The following is a 19,146-nucleotide window of genomic DNA, read 5'->3' on the forward strand; positions in this document are numbered from 1 at the left end:
GCCTGAAATTGAAGCACCTCTAATAACAAAAAATCTCCGGGAGCCCGCTTATGTCGGTCGATCCGCAACACCTGCTTCGCGAGCTGTTTGCCACAGCCATCGACGCCGCCCATCCCCGGCAAGTCCTTGAACCTTATCTGCCCACCGACCGCAGCGGTCGCGTGATCGTGATCGGCGCCGGCAAAGCCGCGGCTGCCATGGCCTTGGTCGTCGAAAATTGCTGGCAGGGCGAAGTCAGCGGCCTGGTCGTCACCCGCTACGGCCACGGCGCGCCCTGCAAGAAAATCGAAGTGGTCGAGGCTGCCCACCCGGTGCCCGATGCAGCGGGCCTGGCGGTGGCCAAGCGTGTGCTGGCGCTGATCAGCAACCTGACCGAAGCCGACCGCGTGATCTTCCTGCTCTCCGGTGGGGGCTCCGCGTTGCTCGCCCTGCCCGCCGCAGGCATCAGCCTGGCGGACAAACAAGCCATCAACAAAGCCTTGCTCAAATCCGGCGCCACCATTGGCGAGATGAATTGCGTGCGCAAACACCTCTCGGCCATCAAGGGTGGCCGGCTGGCGAAAGCCGCATGGCCGGCGACGGTGTACACCTACGCCATCTCCGACGTGCCAGGCGACCAGGCCACAGTGATCGCCTCCGGCCCGACCGTCGGCGACCCGAGCACCTCGCAACAGGCCCTGGCAATCCTCAAGCGCTACCACATCGATGCACCCGCCTCGGTACGCAGCTGGTTGCAGGACCCGGCCTCGGAAACCGTCAAACCCGGCGACCCGGTCCTCGCCCGCAGCCACTTCCAGTTGATCGCGCGACCACAGCAGTCCCTGGAAGCGGTGGCCGTGAAAGTGCGCCAGGCCGGGTTCAGCCCGTTGATCCTCGGCGACCTGGAAGGTGAAGCGCGGGAGGTGGCCAAGGTGCACGCCGGTATCGCCCGGCAAATCGTGCAGCACGGCCAGCCCTTGGCGGCGCCGTGCGTGATCCTGTCCGGCGGTGAAACCACCGTCACCGTACGCGGCGATGGCCGTGGCGGGCGCAATGCCGAATTCCTGCTAAGCCTCACCGACAGCCTCAAAGGGCTGCCCGGCGTGTACGCCCTGGCCGGTGACACCGACGGCATCGACGGCTCGGAAGACAATGCCGGCGCGCTCATGACCCCCACCAGCTACGTCCGCGCCGAAGCCCTGGGCCTGTCGGCCAGCGACGAGCTGGACAACAACAATGGCTACGGCTATTTCGCCGCGCTCGACGACCTGATCGTCACCGAGCCGACCCGCACCAACGTCAATGACTTGCGCGCCATCCTGATTCTTGAGACTGCCAAACATGACGCCTGACAAGAAGGTCAAAATCCTCGCCACCCTGGGCCCGGCCACCGACGGTATCGACGACATCCGCGAGCTGGTGGAAGCCGGGGTGAATATCTTTCGCCTCAACTTCAGCCACGGTGATCACGCTGATCATGCACAGCGCTACCAGTGGATTCGCCAGGTGGAGCGCCAGCTGAATTACCCGCTGGGTATTCTCATGGACTTGCAAGGGCCGAAACTGCGGGTCGGGCGTTTTGCCGAGGGCAAGGTACAACTGGTGCGCGGCCAGGCGTTGCGCCTGGACCTGGACCCGACCCCCGGCGACCAGCGCCGGGTCAACCTGCCCCACCCGGAAATCATCGCGGCGTTGGAGCCGGGCATGGATCTGCTGCTGGATGACGGCAAGCTGCGCCTGCGGGTCATCACCAAGCACGCCGACGCTATCGACACCACCGTGCTCAATGGCGGTGAGTTGTCCGACCGCAAAGGTGTGAATGTGCCGCAAGCCTTGCTCGAGCTCAGCCCGCTGACCGCCAAGGATCGGCGTGACCTGAGCTTCGGCCTGGAACTGGGTGTGGACTGGGTGGCACTGTCATTTGTACAGCGCCCGGAAGATATCCGCGAAGCACGAGAGTTGATCGGCGACCGGGCTTTCCTGATGGCCAAGATCGAGAAACCCTCGGCCGTGCAGCGCTTGCAGGAAATCGCCGAACTCAGCGACGCGATCATGGTGGCCAGAGGGGATCTAGGTGTGGAAGTGCCGGCCGAAAGCGTGCCGCAAATCCAGAAAGACATCATCAGCACCTGCCGCCATTTGGGTAAGCCGGTGGTAGTGGCCACGCAGATGTTGGAGTCCATGCGTTTCTCCCCGGCACCGACCCGCGCCGAAGTCACGGATGTGGCCAATGCGGTGGCCGAAGGCGCGGATGCGGTGATGCTGTCGGCGGAAACCGCCTCGGGCGAGTACCCGCTGGAGGCCGTGCAGATGATGAGCAAGATCATTCGCCAGGTGGAAAACGGCCCGGATTACCAGACGCAACTGGACGTCAGCCGCCCCAGGGCGGAGGCCACGGTGTCGGACGCCATCAGCTGTGCGATCCGGCGTATCAGTAGCATCCTGCCGGTGGCGGTGCTGGTGAACTACAGCGAGTCGGGCAGTTCCAGCTTGCGCGCGGCACGGGAACGGCCGGTGGCGCCGATCCTCAACCTCACCCCGAACCTGTCTACCGCTCGGCGCTTGAGCGTGGCGTGGGGCGTGCACTCGGTGGTCAATGATCGGCTGCGCCAGGTGGATGAGGTGTGCTCCACCGCGTTGGAGATTGCCCAGGCCCAGGGCATGGCACAGCGCGGGGATACGTTGGTGATTACCGCAGGGGTACCGTTCGGGCAGCCGGGGTCGACGAACTCGTTGCGTATTGAGACGTTGATTTAGCGCCTGCAAGGGCCCCTTCGGGGGCAAGCCCCCTCCCACATTGGACTGCATGCACACCTATGTGCACCCAAGGGAGGAGCTTGCTCCCGATAGGGACAACTCGGCCCCACTGACTGACTAAAAATGCACAACCATTCCTGCCCCGACTGGGCTGAAGCCCTGCTCAATGGCTTCAGCCAGATCTTCCTCCAGCGACACCCGCTGTGCGGCCTGCTGTGCCTGCTGGCCATCCTGATCGGTGCCCCGGCCTGGCTTGGCGGGGCGCTGTTGGGGGGCGTCGCAGGGTTGCTCACGGCTCAACGCCGTGGGTATCCCAAGGCCGAGCGGCAGGCCGGTCTTTACAGCTACAACGGCGTACTCCTGGGGTTGTTGATCAGCCAGCACTTCACCTGGTCGGCGCTGCTGCCGCCACTGATCCTGGCGTGCGGCGGCCTGAGTGCGATCCTCACCCGGCAATGGTTGAAACACAGCTCCCAGCCCAATGACCTGCCCGCCTACACCGCGCCCTTTGTCGGCCTGGGCTGGTTGCTGATCGGCACCGTACCTGCAAGCACGCTTGTGCCGATCGAACCCAATACCGTCTCCGTGCTGGCCGCTCCCTTTACCGGCCTGGGGCAAATCATGCTGCTGGAGCAGCCGCTGGCCGGCGCGTTGATTGCACTGGGCCTGTGGCTGGCCAACCGCCGCGCCGCGTTATGGGCCTTGATCGGTGCCACCCTCGGCATGCTGGCCGCCTTGCTGCTGGATGAACCGAGCAGCGCACTGCTCGGCCTGCACAGCTATAACCCGGCGTTGGCAGCCGTGGCCCTGAGCCAGACACGTCGCCAACCCTGGCTACCGCTGCTCGGCATCCTCCTGGCCATTGTGCTCACGCCCGGCTTCGCGGCCCTGCACCTGCCTGCGCTGACCGCACCGTTTATCCTCGCCTGCTGGCTGGTGCGCGCCGGCCACCGAGTCCTTCAGAAACCCCACATGGACAGCCCCTTCGAATCCCCCTAGGCTTGCTCGATATTCGATTCAGGCGACTTCCATGGACAGCAATAACTGGCGTCAACGACTGTATGTAATGGTGTTCCAGAGCAACACCGTGGCCGGCCGACGCTTCGACAGCACCCTACTTTTGATCATCCTCGCAAGCCTGGTGATCGTGATCCTCGACAGCATCCAGGAGGTGCACGACAACTACGCCGATGTACTGGCCTATATCGAGTGGGGCTTTACGATCATCTTCGCCATCGAGTACGGGCTGCGCCTGTATTGCTCGCCCAAGCCACTGCGTTATGCGTTCAGCTTTTATGGCTTGGTGGACCTGCTGGCCATCGTGCCCGGCATCCTCGCCCTGTATTACAGCGACGCCCAATACCTGCTGATCATCCGCATCATCCGCATGCTGCGCATCTTCCGTGTGCTCAAGCTGGGGCCGTACCTCAAGCAAGCCAACTACCTGATGTCGGCGCTGCAGGGCAGCAAGCAGAAGATCGTGGTGTTCCTGCTGAGCGTGTGCACCCTGGTGACGGTGTTCGGCACCTTGATGTATGTAATTGAAGGCCCGGAGCATGGGTTTACCAGTATTCCCAAAGGGATCTACTGGGCCATTGTGACCCTGACCACCGTGGGCTTTGGCGATATCGTGCCGAAGACGCCGCTGGGCCAGGTGATTTCGTCGCTGGTGATGATCACCGGTTATTCGATCATCGCCGTACCCACGGGGATCTTCACGGCGGAATTGGCCAATGCCATGCGCGGTGAACAACTGCAACACGACTGCCCGGTGTGCAAGAAAAACACCCACGAATCCAGTGCGGCATTCTGCTCTCGATGCGGCAGTGCACTTTTTAAGAAAGTGGAATAAGCAAAGTTCTTTTTAATCTTTAAGCGGCTATGCCCCCCCGGCTATAGTCGCTGGCAAATGGCCTTCTCCCCGTCTCTCGAACAACAAGGAATGAGCAGTGAAAAAAATCCTCAGCGCCTCTTTATTCGCCGCCGGCCTGGCCCTGGCCGGCGCCGTCCAAGCCGCCCCGGTCACCCTGCTCAACGTCTCCTACGACGTGATGCGCGATTTCTACAAGGACTACAACGCTGCCTTCCAAAAGCACTGGGAGGCCGAGCACCCGAACGACAAGCTGACCTTGCAGATGTCCTTCGGCGGCTCCAGCAAGCAAGCACGCTCGGTGATCGACGGCCTGCCGGCTGACGTGATCACCATGAACATGGCCACCGACATCAACGCCCTGGTCGACAACGGCAAACTGGTGCCGGACAACTGGGTCACCCGCCTGCCGAACAACAGCGCGCCGTTCACCTCGGCCACCGTTTTCATTGTGCGCAAAGGCAACCCCAAAGCCCTGAAAGACTGGCCGGACCTGCTCAAGGATGGCGTGCAGGTGATCGTGCCTAACCCGAAAACCTCCGGTAACGGCCGCTACACCTACCTGTCGGCCTGGGGTTATGTGCTCAAGAACGGCGGTGATGAAGAGAAGGCCAAGACCTTTGTCGGCAAGCTCTTCAAACAAGCGCCGGTACTGGATACCGGTGGCCGTGCAGCCACCACCACCTTCATGACCAACCAGATCGGCGACGTGCTGGTGACCTTTGAAAACGAAGCGGAAATGATTGCCCGTGAATTCGGCCGTGATCAGTTCGAAGTGATCTACCCAAGCGTTTCTGCCGAAGCCGAGCCACCGGTGTCGGTGGTCGATAAAGTGGTCGAGAAGAAAGGCACCCGCGCCGCCGCCGAGGACTACTTGAAGTACCTGTGGTCGCCGGAAGGTCAGGAAATCGCGGCCAACAACTACTTGCGCCCACGTGATCCGAAAGTGCTGGCCAAGTACACCGACCGGTTCCCGAAAGTCGACTTCCTGTCGGTGGAGAAGACCTTTGGTGACTGGCGCACCGTGCAGAAGACCCACTTCAATGATGGTGGGGTGTTTGACCAGATCTACAGCGGCCAATAACTGAACAAACGCGGTAAAAAATGTGGGAGGGGCTTGCCCCAATGCCAGTCAGTTAAGCGCTAGAACGAGCAACCGGTAACCTGTGGCGAGCGGGCTTGTCCCGCGTTGGGGCGCGGAGCGCCCCCAAAGAAGGACGAATGCGGTGTATCCGATACTCCGCGCAGATAGCTTTTGGGGCTGCTACGCAGCCCAACGCGGGACAAGCCCGCTCGCCACAACAAGCCCGCTCGCCACAGTGATAGTGTTCCTTCTTAACTGACAGGCATTAGGGCTTGCCCCCGATTGCGGTCTGTCGGCTAAGCATCTGCTGACTGGAACACCGCCATCGGGAGCAAGCCCCACATTGGGCTCTCTGCCAGCCAGTTACATCGGCGGTGTCACGCCATCTTTGCCGGCTGAGATGGCCTGGGCCGTGATCGTCCCATCCGTGCCCTTTGCGGCAAACAACACGACCTTCACCCCCGGTTTGAGCAAGCTGCGATCGCCTGGCTCCAGGTTGACGATCGGCACATCGTCCGGCACCACGATCTTCTGCTCCCCACCTTTGTATTTCACGGTCAGGGTACGTCCGTGGCTGACCACCAGGTCGCCGACGGTGCCGTTGGTCATGCTGCTGCCTTCTTTCAAATCGAATGCACGGTGCCCGTCGCCTGTGCCGGCCATGGCTGGTGGGAACACGTGGACTTCCAGGGCCGTCAGGGTGCCGTCGGCATTGGGCATCGCGGCAGAGCCGATGTAGCTGCCAGGCTTGATCTCATCGATCTTGGCCAGGGTCACGGCGCGTACTTGGGTGGCCTGGGTCAAGTGCACGGTGACGTCTTCGCCGCTGTTGACCTTGACCTGCATGGCGTCACCATTGATCGCGGTGATCGCGCCACGTACGCCGACCCGTGGGGCCTCGGCGGCATGGGCCAGTCCCACGGCCATGGCCGCGGCGAGGGTTGAAGCCAGGAGCATCTTGTTCAACGTGATCTTCATGACGGTGGATTTCCTGTTTCAGCAGTTGTGTCTGAATGTATCATTGCCATTCGCCCCAAACCTTAACGTTTCAGTCATTAATCCCAGGCATGAGTGTTATCACCACAAACCGCCTACTGCCCACCCGGCCTTGCCTTTACTCTCGCTCGCCATCTTCCTTCGCCTTTATGAGAACACCATGAACGCTACCTCAAACGCCACAAGCACCATGACCCGTGGGATGGTGATGCTGTTTGCGTTCTGCTGCGGCGCCATCGTCGCCAATATCTACTACGCGCAACCGATCATCGAACTGATCGCACCCGACATCGGCCTGACGCCGGCGATGGCCAGCCTGATCGTGTCCCTGACGCAAATCGGTTATGCCCTCGGCCTGTTCTTCCTGGTGCCCCTGGGCGACCTGCTGGAAAACCGCAAGCTGATGATCGCCACCACCGTGGTGGCCATCGCCAGCCTATTGGGCGCGGCGTTCACCGAGCAACCCAACCTGTTCCTGCTGGTGTCATTGCTGATCGGCTTCAGCTCGGTCTCGGTACAGATCCTGATCCCGCTGGCCGCACACCTGGCGCCGGCCGAATCCCGTGGCCGGGTGGTCGGCAGCATCATGGGTGGCCTGCTGCTGGGCATCCTGCTGGCACGGCCGGTCTCCAGCGTGGTGGCTGACCACTTCGGCTGGCGCGCGATGTTCATGGCTGCCGCCGCGCTGATGGCGTTTATCAGCGTGGTCCTGCTGCTGACCATCCCCAAGCGCCAGCCCGACCACAGTGCGAGCTATGGCCAACTGCTGCGCTCCCTGGGCACCCTGCTGCGTGAACAACCGCTGCTGCGCCAACGTGCGTTCTACCAGGGCTGCATGTTCGCCACCTTCAGCCTGTTCTGGACCGCCGCCCCGCTGGAGCTGGTGCGCAACCATGGCCTGAGCCAGACCCAGATCGCGATCTTTGCCCTGGTCGGCGCCATCGGCGCGATCGCAGCGCCCATCGCCGGGCGCCTGGCGGATGCCGGGCACACCCACCGTGCTTCGTTGCTGGCCATGGTGTTTGCGGTATTGAGCTTCCTGCCGGCGTTTGTGCATCCGCTGTACAGCGTGATCGGCCTGGCGGTGACCGGTGTGGTGCTGGACTTCTGCGTGCAGATGAACATGGTCCTCGGCCAACGTGCCATCTACGCCCTCGATGCCAACAGCCGCAGCCGCCTCAACGCGCTGTACATGACCAGCATCTTCGTCGGCGGTGCGTTCGGCTCGGCGATTGCCAGCAGCGTGTACGAGCACGGTGGCTGGCTGGGCGTGATGCTGGTGGGCAGCGCCTTCCCACTGGTGGCGCTGCTGCGCTTCCTGAGTGCGTCGCGCCAGGTAGTGGTCGCAACCGCCTAGGAGCGCACCAACTTCTCCAGAGCCGCGTCCGCCAGAAATGACGAGCGGCTTTTGACCTTGTGCTCGCGCACATAGCGATCGATGCGTTGGATGACATAACCGGGCAAGGTCACATTGACCTTCTCGGTCTTGCCAAGATAAGGCGAGATGTCCAGCTCCAACATCCCCCACCCCATTCCGGCGTAGTCTTCATGACCATGATGATTGGCCACCGAAGTGGGCATCGGAATGGGCCCACCCTCTGCGGCGATCTCCTGCAACAGGATGTGGGCCACTTCTACGACGGCGTTGTAAGCCTCTTCGAAACTATCCCCGGCGGTGACGGCACCTGGAATATCAGGGATCTGGATACCGGTGGCGGTAAAGTCATCGCCCCATTCGATACAGATTGGGTATTGCATGCATGCTCTCCTTAAAACTGAAACAGGCCGGCGCGTTTCCTGATGCTTCTAACGGTGCCCAGCCCGCCTCTTGCAGCTCCTTGATCAATAACCTGCTTTGCACCCGAGCCTCCTTGGCTTTGGCCTGAATAAAAGTAACCCTAGGGTTATATTTACTCAAGCACAAAATACCTCGTTCGGACTGGCGGCTGTTTTACCGAATGTTGGGAACTTGCACCTTGCTTGTGCGCCGGCCGCTAGAGAACGCGATTGTCCCAGCCTACGCTGACGTGTCGTGGTAATTCGCGGCGATGCGCCAGCAACCATGCATCAAGCGTGTGTCCCACGTGGGTCAACACGTGCGTCATCGGTGCCGAGCAGCGTCAGGCGCACGTCGTGTGCCCGTGGTCCAGGCAACACAACAAGCGCTCGACGGTATGCGCCAAGGGCCCGGAGTTTTCCAGCACGAACAAGCCCTCGCCATGGCCCGCAATCAGCTCGGCGGTGAACCGTGCATTGCGCGCCAGGCGCTTCTCGATATCCGCCAGGGACTCACGCCCCCGAGCGATCAGGCGCTGGCGCAACACCGCTTGATCAACCGTCAATAACAGCACCAGCACATCCGGATAGCGCTCGCGGGTTTGCGCCAGGTGTGCACGGGAGCCGTTGACCAACACGTCGTCCCCCGCCGCCAGCCAGTCGTCGATGGCCTTGGGAATGCCATAGGACAACCCATTGGCGTGCCAACTGAGGGCAAACGCCCCCTGCGCGTCCATCTGGGCGAACTGTTCCGGGCTCACACCCTGCGCCGCCTCGCCCACCGCTTCCGCCGACCGCGTGATGACCCGGCGTACGATGCGGCAGCCGCGCTCTGCCAAGCGCGGGCGTGCGGCGTCCAGCAGGCTGTCCTTGCCCGAACCCGATGGCCCGATGAGATAGATCAACCTGCCCGCCATCAAAACACCCTCTTCGCTTGTCTCAAGCCTTGTTGCAACACCTGGCGTGTGTACCAGCAAGCCAGGTCGGCGGCCACATTACCCGAGAGCGACCCGCCACGCACCCGGTTCAACGTGCCTATCAAGACTTTCATATTCAGGTGCCAGTCACCGCGCGGGGGAATATGACTGCCTTCACAAGTTGTGTAGATACCTATGGCCATCGGGGGCAAGCCCGAATGCCCCCTCCCACATTTGTGCCACAGTGTTTGAAGAGTGCGTTTCAAATGCCAAGAAAAAGGCGACCCGAATGCGAAGGTCGCCTTTTGTCATTGCGCGTACTGCTTGCTCAACCCCGGCGGCACGCCGTGCACGTCGGTGTCTTCCCACGGCCCGTTAGGGCTGATGGCGCGGCTCCAGCCGTTGCTCCAGCGGTAGTAGGTGCGCTGGCGGTAGAAGGTGTCGGGCTGGTCGTCCAGCACATACACCTGCATCCTGCCGTCCCAGTGGCTGGCGGCGCCCGGGGGCGGGGCGAAGGTCGGTGACGAACTCGGCGCTGGCTTGGGCGACGGGGTGACCGGGCCGGAGGGTTTGGAGCTGGGGTGGCTCGAGGGGCCTGACGGTGGAATCGTCGGGCCGGTGGGCGCGGTAGGTCGATGGACCGCACAAGCGCTCAGGCCCAATACCAGGCTGAGCAGGGTGATACGTGCAAGTGCGGTCATAAGCGTTTCCTCGAATTACTGGTCCGGACGGTCAATGGTCAACTGCTGCAGCGCCGTGGTGCTGCTGGCCAAGGGTTGGCTGCGGCCGATCCACTCGCCAGCGGTCGGAAGACCTGCCCGGGATATGCGCGCAACCAGTTGGACTTCGGGGAAGTTCGACAGTTTCAACTGCGGCATCATCGCGTCAGCATCGCCCAGCTCAACGGTGACGGGCAACTCGGCGACGGTCACGCGCTTGGCCGCCAAAGGCGCCGGTGGGCCGTTTACGGCACGGGCAAAGATGAACACGCTGTCGCCTGGCAGGGCTTTGGCCTTCACGTCGGCGGACAGGTCCACCCGTACTTTCATCACGTTTTTTGGCGCAACGGTGCCGCCGCTTTCCTTGAGTTTCTCGGCCGCACGGTCGATACCGCCTTGCAGCGCGACACGGGAATTGTCCTGCGGTGGCAATTGCGCCAGCAGGCGGTTCCAGTAGTCGATTGCCTCTTGATAACGCTGCCCCTCAAAGGCCGCGATACCCAGCAGGCCAAGGCTGGTGACTTCCTTCGGGTCGAGCTTCAACGCTTCATCGGTCAGGGCCTGGACCTTGGGCGACCATTGTTTGTTGTCGGCAAAATACTGGGCCTGCGCCCACTGGCCGAGCAGTTCCGGCTGGCGACCGGCCAGGGCCACGGTGCGCTCGAAAACCTTTGCGGCATCGGCAGAACGGTCTTGGGCCATATAGGCACGGCCGAGGAAGTACAGGCCCTCCGGCGAATCCGGCTGCGCGGCGGCGGCGCGCTCCAGGCGACGGGTCATGTCTTCCATGGACACCGGTGGCTGGGCAAATTCGCGGGTCAGCTCGACCTTGTCACTGGCACCGAAGTGCAGATACAAGCCAAGGCCCAACACGGGCACTAATACCGCCGCGAGCAGCGGCAGGGGTTTGCCCAGGCGCGATTCGCGAGGTTTTTCCAGACCCTCGGTATCGGCCAGCAACTCACGGGCGGCCTCGGCGCGGCCGGTGTCGAATTGCGCGACGTTGAGCACGCCTTCGTCCTGCTGCACTTGCAGCTCGGCGACGCGTTCTTGATACAGCGCCACGTTCAGCGCGGTGCGATCCTCTTCACGCTGGGCGCGGCGGCCGCGCAATACAGGGATCAACAGGAAACTCAGGGCAATCAGAAGCAGCAAGCCGGCTGCGAGCCAGAAATCAATCATCAGTCTTGGTGTCCAGCAATTGGTCGAGGCGTTTACGCTCTTCAGGGGATAGCGCGTCGGAACCATCGGTAGGCGCGGCGCGGCGGCGACGGACGATCACGGCCATGACCACGACGCCCGCCAGCAACAGCCCGGCAGGGCCGAACCAGAGCAGCGCGGTCTTGCCGCTGAGGGCCGGCTTGTAGCGCACGAAATCACCGTAGCGGTCGACCATGAAGTCGATGATCTGCTGGTTATCCTTGCCCTCCTCCAACATGCGGAAGATCTCTTTGCGCAGGTCGGCGGCGATGGGAGCGTTGGAGTCGGCGATGTCCTGGTTCTGGCACTTGGGGCAGCGCAGTTCCTTGGTCAGGTCGCGGAAACGCTCGCGCTCGGCGTCGTTGGCGAACTCGTAGGTGTCGATCGCGGCATGGGCCACGCCAGCCAATCCCAACGCCAGGACTGCAGCGGCTAACAGACGCTTCATGGCTTGGCCTCATCCACCAGGGCCTGGTACTTGGCGGCCAGTTGCTCGCGCCACACCACTTCGTCGATCACACCCACGTACTTGTCGCGGATCACGCCCTTGGCATCGATGAAGAAGGTTTCCGGGGCGCCATACACGCCGAGGTTCAGGCCGAGGTTACCGTCGTCATCGCGGAGATCCAGCTGGTAAGGGTTGTGGAACTCGGCCAACCACTTCAAGGCGGCCGCGTTGTCGTCCTTGTAGTTGATGCCATAGATCACCACGCCCTTCTCGGCCAGTTTGTTCAACACCGGGTGTTCGACGCGGCACGAGATGCACCAGGTCGCCCACACGTTCACCAGCGCCGGCTTGCCGAGCAGGTCGGCCTGGGTCAGGGTCTTGTCGCCCTGCACCGTTTTCAGGCTGAACGCCGGGAACGGCTTGCCGATCATGGCCGAGGGCAACTCGGCCGGGTCCAGGTACAAGCCGCGATACAGGAACACCGCCACCACCAGAAACAACGCCAGCGGCACAACCATCAACCAACGCTTCATACCGCCGCTCCCTGCAGGCCCAGTGCTTCACGCACCCGGCTCTTGACCTTGACTCGATAACGCCGGTCCAACGCCGCCAGCAAACCACCAAACCCCGTGAGCAAGCCACCGAACCAGATCCAGCGCACGAATGGTTTGACGTGCACGCGCACGGCCCACGCGCCGTCACCCAGCGGTTCGCCCAGCGCCACATAGAGGTCACGGGTGAACCCGGCGTCGATCCCGGCTTCGGTCATCATCGAACTCTGCACGGTGTACAGGCGTTTTTCCGGGTGCAGCACCGCCACTTCCTTACCGTTGCGTACCACGCGAATGGTGCCTTTATCGGAAGTAAAGTTCGGGCCTTCGAAGTGTTTGGCGCCCTCGAAGATGAAGTGGTAACCGGCCAGGTCCATGGACTCACCAGGGGCCAGGCGCAGGTCGCGCTCGGCGCTGTTCTGGCTGGAGAGCACCACGCCCAAGGCGCACACGGCGATGCCGATATGCGCGATCTGCATGCCCCAGTAGCTGCGGGTCAAGGTGGGCAGCCCTTTGATCAAGCCTTTGTGGCGAGTCTTGTCGGCGATGTCACGCACACCGGCCAGCAATACCCAGGCCGCCAGCAGGAAGGTGGCGAGTACCGCCCAATTGAAATCGCCGTAGGCGACACCGGCGATCACCGCCAGGGCCACGCTGCCCAGCAGCACTGGCATCAACATGCCCGCCAGCCATTTGACCGGGGTGTCTTTCCAGCGCACCAGCACGCCGACGGCCATCACCACCATCAACAGGCCCATCAACGGAATAAACAACGCGTTGAAGTACGGCGGGCCCACGGACAACTTGGCACCGCTGAGGGCGTCCAACACCAAGGGGTACAGGGTGCCGAGCAGGATCATCGACGCGGCCACCACCAGTACCAGGTTATTGCCCAACAGCAGGGTTTCCCGCGACCACAGGTTGAAGCCGACCTGGCTCTTGACCACTGGCGCACGCAGGGCGAACAGGGTGAGCGAGCCGCCGACCACAAACAGCAGGAAGATCAGGATGAACACGCCACGCGCCGGGTCAGAAGCGAAGGCATGCACGGAAGTCAGCACGCCCGAACGCACCAGGAACGTGCCGAGCAGGCTGAGGGAAAACGCCGCGATGGCCAGCAACACCGTCCAGCTCTTGAACACGCCACGTTTCTCCGTGACCGCCAGGGAGTGAATCAGCGCGGTGCCCACCAGCCAGGGCATGAACGAGGCGTTTTCCACCGGGTCCCAGAACCACCAACCGCCCCAGCCAAGCTCGTAGTAGGCCCACCATGAGCCCAAGGTAATGCCGATACCGAGGAAGGCCCAGGCGACGATGGTCCACGGCCGCGACCAGCGCGCCCAGGCAGCATCAAGACGCCCACCAAGCAAGGCAGCGATGGCGAAAGCGAAGGCCACGGAGAAACCGACATACCCCATGTAGAGCATCGGCGGGTGCACGATCAGGCCGATATCCTGCAGCAACGGGTTGAGGTCGTGACCGTCCACCGGGACCTGCGGCAGGATGCGGCTGAACGGGTTGGAGGTCATGATCAGGAACAGCAGGAAGCCGATGCTGATCATGCCCATCACCGCCAGCACCCGCGCCAGCATGACTTGCGGCAGTTGGCGCGAGAACACCGACACGGCGAAGGTCCAGCCGCCGAGGATCAACGCCCACAACAGCAACGAACCTTCGTGGGCACCCCAGACGGCACTGAATTTGTAGTACCAGGGCAAGGCGCTGTTGGAGTTATTGGCAACGTAGGCGACGGAAAAGTCGTCGGTCATGAAGGCGTAGGTCAGGCAGCCGAAGGCAAACACCAGGAAGGCAAACTGGCCCCAGGCGGCCGGCTGGGCCAGGCTCATCCACAAGCGGTCGCCGCGCCAGGCGCCGAGCAACGGCACCACGGCCTGGACGATGGCAAAGCACAGCGCGAGGATCATCGCCAACTGGCCCAGCTCTGGAATAAACAGTGCGGACGTCATGGCTTAGCCCTCCTTGGCAGGCGTGGGTGCGGATTGGCCGCTGTCTTTGAGGGCCTTGGTGACTTCTGGCGGCATGTATTTTTCATCGTGCTTGGCCAGCACTTCATCGGCCACCACCACGCCGTCGGAATTGAGCTTGCCCAAGGCGACGATGCCTTGGCCTTCGCGGAACAGGTCCGGGAGGATGCCGCGGTAGGTGATGGTCACGGCTTTGTTGAAGTCGGTGACCACGAAGGTCACGTCCAGGGAATCGCCGGAGCGCTTCAACGAGCCCTTCTCCACCATGCCGCCGGCGCGGATGCGCGTGTCCTGCGGCGCTTCGCCATTGGCGATCTGGGTAGGGGTGTAGAACAGGTTGATGTTCTCCCGCAGGGCGCTCATGGCCAGGGCCACGGCAATACTGACGCCGGCCAGGATGGCAAGGATGATCAACAGACGCTTTCTACGCAGCGGATTCACTTTTCGGTCTCCCGGCGCAGACGACGCGCCTCTTGTTGCAGGTAACGCTTGCGGGCCAGGATCGGCACGGCGACGTTGAGGGCCAGCACCGCCAGGCAGATGCCATAGGCCGTCCAGACATACAGGCCGTGATGGCCCATGGCGAGAAAATCACTGAACGAAGCAAAACTCATCCACGCGCTCCCAGGCAGGTGTGCACTTCGGCCTTGACCCAACTGGCGCGGGCTTCACGCTTGAGCACTTCAAGGCGCATGCGCATCAGCAGCACGGCGCCGAAGAAGCAGTAGAACCCCAGCACCATCAGCAGCAGCGGTGCCCACATTTCCACGGGCATGGCCGGTTTTTCGGTGAGGGTGAAGGTGGCGCCCTGGTGCAGGGTGTTCCACCACTGCACCGAGTATTTGATGATCGGGATATTGATCACGCCAACGATGGCCAGCACCGCGCAGGCTTTGGCGGCGCTGTCACGGTTACTGATGGCGTTGCCCAGGGCAATCAGGCCGAAGTACAGGAACAGCAGGATCAGCATCGACGTCAGGCGCGCATCCCACACCCACCACGAACCCCAGGTCGGTTTGCCCCAGATGGCGCCCGTGGCCAGCGCCACGGCGGTCATCCACGCACCGATGGGCGCGGCGCATTGCAGGGCGACGTCAGCCAGTTTCATCTTCCACACCAGGCCGACCACGCCGCACACCGCCAGCATCACGTAGCAGGACTGGGCGAGCATCGCGGCGGGCACGTGGATGTAGATGATGCGAAAGCTGTTGCCCTGCTGGTAATCCGGCGGCGCGAAGGCCAGGCCCCAGACCAGGCCGATGCCGATCAGCAACAGGGCGAAGACGCTCAACCACGGCAGCAGCTTGCCGCTGATACCGTAAAACCATTTGGGCGAGCCGAGCTTGTGAAACCAGGTCCAGTTCATTGCTGTTTCCATCACGGTTGTTGCTCGCCTAGGCGAGAAACCAAGGATCTTTCTTATGTTGAAGAGCCGATTATGTCGCTTAACCAGACCTCATTATTCGCCGACGCTGATCTTCAGGCCAGCCGCTATAGCAAAGGGTGTCAGGGTTACCGCCAGGGCGGCCAGACTGCCAAGCCACAACAGGTAACCGGTCGCCGGCATGCCCATGAGCGAGGCTTGCAAAGCACCGCTGCCCAGGATCAACACCGGGATGTACAAAGGCAGAATCAGCAGGGCCAGCAACAGGCCGCCCCGCTTCAAACCCACGGTCAAGGCTGCCCCGACCGCGCCTAACAGACTGAGGATCGGCGTGCCCAGCAACAAGCTCAGCAGCAGTATCGGCAGGCATTCGGTGGGCAATCCCAACATCATCGCCAGCAGCGGCGAGAGCAAGACTAGCGCCAAGCCGGAAAAAGCCCAGTGTGCCAGCACCTTGGCCAGCACCAGAAGTGGCAGGGGGTGCGACGAAAGGACCCACTGCTCCAGGGAACCGTCTTCAAAATCACTGCGAAACAGCCCGTCCAGCGAGAGCAGGACCGATAAAAGCGCAGCCACCCACACCAGCCCAGGGGACAAGGTTTGCAACAGTTTAGTCTCTGGGCCGACCGCCAGCGGGAACAACGCGATGACGATGGCGAAAAACACCAGCGGGTTGGCCAATTCAGCCGGGCGACGGCACAACAGCCGCGCTTCACGGGCGACCAACAGGGCGAACACACTCATAGCGACCACCGCCCCAAGTCCAATTCACGGTAACCCGCGGGCATGCGCACCAGGGTGTGGTGAGTGGTGAGCAGCACCATGCCGCCCTGCTCGCAGTGCTGGGCCAGGTGTTCTTCGAGTTGAGCGACGCCTTGCTTGTCGAGGGCGGTGAAAGGCTCGTCGAGAATCCACACCGGTGGGCCAGGCAGGTACAGACGCGCCAAGGCCACGCGGCGCTGCTGGCCGGCGGACAGGGTGTGGCAGGGCACGTCTTCGAAGCCTTTGAGGCCCACGGCGGCCAGAGCCTGCCAGATGGCGTCGCGGGACGCCGGGTGATGCAGGGCGCTGAGCCAGCTGAGGTTTTCTTCCGGGGTCAGCACGTCCTTGATACCGGCGGCATGGCCGATCCAGACCAGGTTACGGGCAAGCGTGGTGCGTTGTTCGTTGAGGGGCTTGCCGTTGAGTCGCACCTCACCGGCCGTCGGCTGCATCAACCCGGCCAGCAGACGCAGCAAACTGGTCTTGCCGCTGCCGTTGGGGCCGCTGATTTGCACCATGTCGCCGCTCGCCAAGCGCAGTTCGAGGTGTTCGAACAGCAGGCGCAGGTCGCGCTCACAGGCGAGCGCTACGGCTTCAAGAAGAGGGCTGGTCAAGAGATCGCGGGCCTTTACGGTTCAAGTCGGCGGTGCAGCGGCCGTTATAGAGAAATGCACAATAACGGCTTTGGCGACCGATTTTAGAGAGCTGGATCAAATAGTTGTGAGGTTTTTACCGCTCTCTTTGCAGACGGGCGGCATTATACATGCGATGCCCTACTCTAAAGAGGGCAATTTCCCCAGAGACGACGTGCACGATGACCGGTGAGATCAACCTTCCTACGCTGCCGCCAGCACCCTCGCCCGGGCCTGCCCCGCTGCCGGCGACCGGCGAGTTACTCAAACTGCTGGAGCCGCAGGCCGGGTTGATCGACCCTGGAAAAACCGTAAACGCCGAAGTCATCGCGCTTAAACAAGGCGGTGACGCCTTTCAGCTATTGCTCAAGTTGACCCTCGAAGGCGGTCGCCAGACGCTGGTGCAAGCCAGCAGTGCCCAGCCGTTGCCGTTGGGCAGTAACGTGGCCGTGAGCCAGACGCCGACGGGCAACCTGACGATCACGCTGCAGCAAGCCTTGAGCGCCAACGTCGCCGCCCTCACCCGCATCGACACCACGCAGATGCCGGTAGGCACGCTGCTGCAAGGCAAGGTCCTGACCACTCAAATGCTGCCCCAGGGCGCGGCGCAACCGGCGATCTACCGCTCACTGGTGAGCGTACTCACTAACGCCCTGAGTGGTACGACCCTGACGGTGGAAAGCCCCCAGCCGTTGCGAGTCGGCAGTTTGCTCAGCGCGGTGGTGCAGAATGCGCAAACCTTGAACTTTGTGCCGCTGAGCGGGCTAAAGGATCAGTTGGCGGTCGCACAACAGCTCTCGACCCAACAAAGCCGCCAGGGCTCGCTGGATGTCGTGTTCACCGCACTGCAGAACCTGCCCGCCGACGACACAACGTCCACCGACCTGCGCGCCGCCGCCGACCGCCTGCTGGCCGCCTTGCCGGACCTGGCGCAAGTCAGCAACCCCAAGGTCCTGGCGCAATTGATCCAGAACAGCGGTGTGTTTCTTGAAGCCAAGTTGCTGGCCGGGCAAAACCCGCAAGTGCCGCCGCTGGACATGAAGGGCAGCCTGCTGCGCCTGGTTGCCGAGTTGCTGCCGTCCCTGCCCGCCAGTACCAACCTGAACGCCATTCTCGCCGCCAACACCTTGGCTCAGGTACTCCCCAACTTTGTGCGCAACCCGCTGAGCACCCTCGGCCAGATCGGTGCCCGCCCGGCACCGGCAGGTTTTCCGCTGCCGGATCGGCTGATGCAACGCCTGGAGGGCGAAGGCGACCTGGAAAACCTGCTGCGCCTGGCCGCCGCGGCAATTTCCCGATTGCAAAGCCACCAGCTGTCGAGCCTGGAACAGACCGGCACGACCGCCGACGGCCGCCTGCAGACCACCTGGCAACTGGAAATCCCCCTGCGCACCTTGCAGGACATCGTCCCGCTGCAGGTCAAGTTCCAGCGTGAAGAGCCGGCGCCGGACAAGGACCAGCCCGAACGCCAAGACAAAAAAGACCCCAAGCAAATGCTCTGGCGCGTCGAACTGGCGCTCGACATCGAACCGCTGGGGCCGTTACAGGTTCAGGCGCAACTGACCCAGGGCAAACTGTCCAGCCAGTTGTGGGCAACCCGCCCCTTCACGGCCAGCCTGATCGAAAGCCACTTGGGCAGCTTGCGCGAGCGCCTGGTGACCTCGGGCATCAATGTCGGCGACCTCGATTGCCACCTCGGCACCCCACCGCGCGGCCCTAAAACCGGATTGGAACAACGCTGGGTGGATGAAACCGCATGAAAAACCCAACCCCACCGCGCCAGGCGATTGCCCTCAAGTACGACGGCCAACAAGCCCCGACCCTTACTGCCAAGGGCGACGAAGCCTTGGCCGAAGCCATCCTCAAGCTGGCACGGGAAAACGAAGTGCCCATCTATGAGAACGCCGAGCTGGTGAAGCTGCTGGCCCGCATGGAACTGGGGGACAGCATCCCGGAGGAGCTGTACCGCACGGTGGCCGAGATCATTGCGTTTGCGTGGACGTTAAAGGGCAAGTTCCCGGTGGGCTATGACCCGGATGCGCGGCCAGTAGAGCGGGATGTGACCGAGCGTGGGGATGACTACTGA

21 protein-coding genes and 1 pseudogene are annotated in these 19,146 nt (G+C 62.6%); 8 read left to right on the forward strand and 14 right to left on the reverse strand.

The window, feature by feature from the left end:
- The first annotated feature begins 50 nt into the window (after positions 1–50).
- From M5B43_RS13480 to M5B43_RS13500, 5 genes are all read left to right on the forward strand, one after another.
- Positions 51–1,331 (forward strand): glycerate kinase, encoded by a 1,281-nt coding sequence (locus tag M5B43_RS13480; RefSeq protein WP_248750571.1) that lies wholly within the window; start codon positions 51–53, stop codon positions 1,329–1,331.
- Positions 1,321–2,736, forward strand: coding sequence for a pyruvate kinase (gene pyk / locus M5B43_RS13485; protein ID WP_248750572.1), 1,416 nt, complete (start codon positions 1,321–1,323; stop codon positions 2,734–2,736). The genes M5B43_RS13480 and pyk overlap by 11 nt, the downstream gene beginning before the upstream one ends.
- Positions 2,737–2,859: 123 nt before the next feature.
- A complete protein-coding gene (locus tag M5B43_RS13490; protein ID WP_248750573.1) occupies positions 2,860–3,735 on the forward strand; it encodes an urea transporter in 876 nt (291 codons plus the stop codon).
- A 31-nt stretch (positions 3,736–3,766) separates the two neighbouring features.
- A complete protein-coding gene (locus M5B43_RS13495; RefSeq protein WP_248750574.1) occupies positions 3,767–4,588 on the forward strand; it encodes an ion transporter in 822 nt (273 codons plus the stop codon).
- Positions 4,589–4,685: 97 nt separating this feature from the next.
- The gene (locus M5B43_RS13500; protein WP_248750575.1) at positions 4,686–5,690 is read left to right on the forward strand and encodes a sulfate ABC transporter substrate-binding protein; all 1,005 of its coding nucleotides are present in this window, start codon (positions 4,686–4,688) and stop codon (positions 5,688–5,690) included.
- 363 nt (positions 5,691–6,053) lie between these two features.
- On the opposite strand, the gene M5B43_RS13505 is transcribed toward M5B43_RS13500, so the two are convergent.
- Positions 6,054–6,668: a DUF5666 domain-containing protein gene (locus M5B43_RS13505; protein ID WP_248750576.1), complete on the reverse strand. Its 615-nt coding sequence runs from the start codon at positions 6,666–6,668 to the stop codon at positions 6,054–6,056.
- Positions 6,669–6,846: 178 nt separating this feature from the next.
- Between M5B43_RS13505 and M5B43_RS13510 the strand changes: the two genes are divergently transcribed.
- Positions 6,847–8,043, forward strand: coding sequence for an MFS transporter (locus M5B43_RS13510; protein ID WP_248750577.1), 1,197 nt, complete (start codon positions 6,847–6,849; stop codon positions 8,041–8,043).
- Here M5B43_RS13510 and M5B43_RS13515 read toward each other — a convergent pair.
- The 13 genes and pseudogenes from M5B43_RS13515 to ccmA all read right to left on the reverse strand — a co-directional run bounded on the left by M5B43_RS13515 (position 8,040) and on the right by ccmA (position 17,042).
- Positions 8,040–8,444 (reverse strand): type II toxin-antitoxin system HicB family antitoxin, encoded by a 405-nt coding sequence (locus tag M5B43_RS13515; RefSeq protein ID WP_248750578.1) that lies wholly within the window; start codon positions 8,442–8,444, stop codon positions 8,040–8,042. The two genes, M5B43_RS13510 and M5B43_RS13515, sit on opposite strands and share 4 nt — an antisense overlap.
- A gap of 236 nt (positions 8,445–8,680) precedes the next feature.
- A pseudogene (locus M5B43_RS13520) lies at positions 8,681–8,782 on the reverse strand (phosphonate metabolism protein PhnP); the annotation flags it as partial.
- A gap of 24 nt (positions 8,783–8,806) precedes the next feature.
- Positions 8,807–9,379 carry a phosphonate metabolism protein/1,5-bisphosphokinase (PRPP-forming) PhnN gene (phnN, locus tag M5B43_RS13525; RefSeq protein ID WP_248750579.1) on the reverse strand — a complete coding sequence of 191 codons (573 nt, stop codon included), beginning with the start codon at positions 9,377–9,379 and terminating at the stop codon, positions 8,807–8,809.
- A gap of 308 nt (positions 9,380–9,687) precedes the next feature.
- Positions 9,688–10,080, reverse strand: a complete 393-nt coding sequence (locus tag M5B43_RS13530) for a hypothetical protein (RefSeq protein WP_248750580.1) — start codon at positions 10,078–10,080, stop codon at positions 9,688–9,690.
- A gap of 15 nt (positions 10,081–10,095) precedes the next feature.
- On the reverse strand, positions 10,096–11,280 hold the full coding sequence (ccmI, locus tag M5B43_RS13535) for a c-type cytochrome biogenesis protein CcmI (protein ID WP_248750581.1): 1,185 nt from the start codon (positions 11,278–11,280) through the stop codon (positions 10,096–10,098).
- Positions 11,273–11,746, reverse strand: a complete 474-nt coding sequence (locus M5B43_RS13540; RefSeq protein WP_248750582.1) for a cytochrome c-type biogenesis protein — start codon at positions 11,744–11,746, stop codon at positions 11,273–11,275. The genes ccmI and M5B43_RS13540 overlap by 8 nt, the downstream gene beginning before the upstream one ends.
- Positions 11,743–12,279: a DsbE family thiol:disulfide interchange protein gene (locus M5B43_RS13545; RefSeq protein WP_248750583.1), complete on the reverse strand. Its 537-nt coding sequence runs from the start codon at positions 12,277–12,279 to the stop codon at positions 11,743–11,745. Before M5B43_RS13545 ends, M5B43_RS13540 begins: the two co-directional genes overlap by 4 nt.
- On the reverse strand, positions 12,276–14,264 hold the full coding sequence (locus M5B43_RS13550) for a heme lyase CcmF/NrfE family subunit (RefSeq protein ID WP_248750584.1): 1,989 nt from the start codon (positions 14,262–14,264) through the stop codon (positions 12,276–12,278). Before M5B43_RS13550 ends, M5B43_RS13545 begins: the two co-directional genes overlap by 4 nt.
- A 3-nt stretch (positions 14,265–14,267) precedes the next feature.
- Positions 14,268–14,723 (reverse strand): cytochrome c maturation protein CcmE, encoded by a 456-nt coding sequence (gene ccmE / locus M5B43_RS13555; RefSeq protein ID WP_248750585.1) that lies wholly within the window; start codon positions 14,721–14,723, stop codon positions 14,268–14,270.
- On the reverse strand, positions 14,720–14,896 hold the full coding sequence (ccmD, locus tag M5B43_RS13560) for a heme exporter protein CcmD (protein WP_017849437.1): 177 nt from the start codon (positions 14,894–14,896) through the stop codon (positions 14,720–14,722). The genes ccmE and ccmD overlap by 4 nt, the downstream gene beginning before the upstream one ends.
- Complete coding sequence (locus M5B43_RS13565) at positions 14,893–15,648, reverse strand: heme ABC transporter permease (RefSeq protein ID WP_248750586.1); 756 nt, start codon at positions 15,646–15,648, stop codon at positions 14,893–14,895. The genes ccmD and M5B43_RS13565 overlap by 4 nt, the downstream gene beginning before the upstream one ends.
- 93 nt (positions 15,649–15,741) lie before the next feature.
- Positions 15,742–16,410, reverse strand: coding sequence for a heme exporter protein CcmB (gene ccmB, locus M5B43_RS13570; protein ID WP_248750587.1), 669 nt, complete (start codon positions 16,408–16,410; stop codon positions 15,742–15,744).
- Positions 16,407–17,042: a cytochrome c biogenesis heme-transporting ATPase CcmA gene (gene ccmA / locus M5B43_RS13575; protein ID WP_248750588.1), complete on the reverse strand. Its 636-nt coding sequence runs from the start codon at positions 17,040–17,042 to the stop codon at positions 16,407–16,409. Before ccmA ends, ccmB begins: the two co-directional genes overlap by 4 nt.
- A 200-nt stretch (positions 17,043–17,242) precedes the next feature.
- Here ccmA and M5B43_RS13580 point away from each other — a divergent pair, with 200 nt between their 5' ends.
- Complete coding sequence (locus tag M5B43_RS13580; protein WP_248750589.1) at positions 17,243–18,820, forward strand: flagellar hook-length control protein FliK; 1,578 nt, start codon at positions 17,243–17,245, stop codon at positions 18,818–18,820.
- On the forward strand, positions 18,817–19,146 hold the full coding sequence (locus tag M5B43_RS13585) for an EscU/YscU/HrcU family type III secretion system export apparatus switch protein (RefSeq protein ID WP_248750590.1): 330 nt from the start codon (positions 18,817–18,819) through the stop codon (positions 19,144–19,146). The genes M5B43_RS13580 and M5B43_RS13585 overlap by 4 nt, the downstream gene beginning before the upstream one ends.

Origin of the sequence: Pseudomonas sp. MWU15-20650 (genome assembly GCF_023242475.1) — a bacterium.
Classification (GTDB): domain Bacteria; phylum Pseudomonadota; class Gammaproteobacteria; order Pseudomonadales; family Pseudomonadaceae; genus Aquipseudomonas.